Origin of the sequence: Micromonospora foliorum, from assembly GCF_022229015.1 — a bacterium.
Classification (GTDB): domain Bacteria; phylum Actinomycetota; class Actinomycetes; order Mycobacteriales; family Micromonosporaceae; genus Micromonospora; species Micromonospora foliorum.
Genome location: NZ_JAKKFF010000261.1, coordinates 1 through 2,218, shown reverse-complemented (window position 1 = coordinate 2,218; position 2,218 = coordinate 1). Strand labels below are relative to the sequence as shown.

General features: G+C 71.1%; 3 protein-coding genes. 2 read left to right on the top strand and 1 reads right to left on the bottom strand.

Going from position 1 to position 2,218, the window contains the following annotated elements; genetic code table 11:
- On the bottom strand, positions 1 to 632 hold a 632-nt coding region (locus PSH25_RS19770), incomplete at its 3' end, for an MFS transporter (RefSeq protein ID WP_238660490.1).
- A gap of 83 nt (positions 633 to 715) precedes the next feature.
- Between PSH25_RS19770 and PSH25_RS19765 the strand changes: the two genes are divergently transcribed.
- Together PSH25_RS19765 and PSH25_RS19760 are read left to right on the top strand one after the other, a co-directional pair.
- Positions 716 to 1,477 carry a TetR/AcrR family transcriptional regulator gene (locus tag PSH25_RS19765; RefSeq protein WP_238660488.1) on the top strand — a complete coding sequence of 254 codons (762 nt, stop codon included), beginning with the start codon at positions 716 to 718 and terminating at the stop codon, positions 1,475 to 1,477.
- A 10-nt stretch (positions 1,478 to 1,487) separates the two neighbouring features.
- The coding region (locus PSH25_RS19760; protein WP_238660487.1) for a cupin domain-containing protein at positions 1,488 to 2,218 on the top strand (731 nt) is incomplete at its 3' end.

The following is a 2,218-nucleotide window of genomic DNA, read 5'->3' as shown; positions in this document are numbered from 1 at the left end:
AGCGGCGCGCTGATCAGGTCGAACCGCCCGGTCGCCGGGTTGCGGAACTCGGGCACCAGGAGCGGGGCGAGCAGCAACAGCATCAGCATCGCCGGGATGTTGATCAGGAAGATCGAGCCCCACCAGAAGTGCTCCAGCAGGATGCCGCTGAGCACCGGGCCGATCGCGATGCCGCCGGTGAGGGTGGCGGTCCAGATGGCGATGGCGGTGCCGCGCTGCTTGGCGTCGTGGAACATGTTGCGCACCAGGGCGAGCGTCGAGGGCATCAGGGTGGCCCCACCGACGCCGAGCACGGCGCGGGCGGCGATCAGCGTCGCGGTGCTGTCGGCGTACGCGGCCAGCAGCGACGCCGCCCCGAACGCGGTGGCGCCGATCAGCAGGAGCCGGCGCCGGCCGATCCGGTCACCCAGAGCGCCCATGGTGATGAGCAGCCCGGCCAGCACGAAACCGTAGATGTCGAAGATCCAGAGCTGTTCGGTGGCGGTGGGGCGCAGCTCCGCGCTGATGAACGGGACGGCGAAGTAGAGCACCGACACGTCCATCGAGACCAGGAGCAGCGGGAGCATCAGCACGGTGAGCCCGATCCACTCCCGTCGGCCGGCCCGCGGTGCCGGTGTGGTGGTCGTCGTCATGATCAGTTTTCTCCTCTGCGTATGACGTACGCTGTTATGCGTAGACCATACGCAGAACTAGAATGGCGAGGCAAGGAGGAAATGTGGCGGCACAGACAGACGACAGCGGGCCCGTACTCCCGCCGGCCATCGAGGGCGCGTGGGGGCTGCGGGAACGAGCGCCCAAGGGGCCCCGGCCGGGAATGAGCGTGCCCACCATCGTGGACGCCGCCGTACGCGTGGCCGACGCCGACGGTCTGGCGGCCGTCTCGATGAGTCGGGTGGCCAAGGAGTTGGGTGCCGCGACCATGGCGCTCTACCGCTACGTCGGCTCCAAGGACGAGCTGCTGCTGCTCATGGTGGACACCGGGTACGGCCCATCCCCCGGGCCACCCCCGCCCGAGGTCGACTGGCGCGCCGGCCTCAGCCGGTGGGCCTGGGCCGAGCACGAGGTGCTGCGGCAACGGTCCTGGCTGCTGCACGTGCCGATCAGCGGCCCGCCGATCACCCCGCAGCAGCTCGGCTGGATGGAGGACGGGCTGCGCTGCCTCGACGGCACCACCCTCGCCGAGGGCGAGAAGATGTCGGTGCTCCTGCTGATCACCGGATACGTCCGCCACGAGGCCACCCTCACGTCGCAGGTCGCCGAGGGCAGCCGGGCGGCCGGCGTCGAACCCAGCGAGATGATGCCGGCGTACAGCCGGCTGGTGGCCCGGCTCATCGACCCGGCCCGCTTCCCCGCGCTGCACCGGGTGCTCGCCGCCGGCGTACTCAACCAGGACGACGACCCCGACGACGAGTTCGCCTTCGGCCTGGACCGGATCCTCGACGGCGTCGAGGCGCTGATCCAGCGTCGAGCGGGCTGAGGGAGCCCTGATGCTGCCGAAAGACACCATCGACACCACCGTCCTGCCACCGGGGGAACGGTTCGGCATGTGGCTGGACCTCGTCGCGCGCACCTCGGCGCCGCTGCGCATCCAGTCCGCGCACAGCGACGACTTCGCCGCCCGCGCCGACTTCATCGCGCTCGGCCCGATCCAGCTGGTGCAGTACGAATACCCGTCCCTGGACGCCACCCGGACCCGGAAGCTGGTCCGCCAGTCCGACCCGGAGCTGTACATCCTCGCCCTCACCACCGGCGGCATCGGCGCGTCCAGCCAGGACGGTCGCCGCAGCGAGATCCTGGCCGGCGAGTTCACCTTCTACGACGGGTCCCGGCCGCACGACGTGCGCCACCACGCCACCGAGCCGGAGCGGGACCAGGCCACCTCGATCATCACGCTGATCCCACATGCCGCCCTACCCCTACCGCCGAAGCGGATGGCCGCGCTCTACGGCGGCCGGATGTCCGGCAGCGAGGGGATCGGGGCGCTGCTGGCGCAGTTCCTGCTCCAGGTGACCGGGCACCCCGAGCAGTACCATGCCGCCGACGCCAGCCGGCTCGGCGCGGTGGGCCTCGACCTGGCCACCACCATGCTCGGCCGGCACCTCGTCGCCGAGGACGCCGTGCCCACCGAGGTCCGCCGCCGGGCGCTACTCACCCAGGTGCAGTCGTACATCCACCGCCACCTCGGCGACGCGACGCTCGGCCCGCAGGTCGTCGCCGA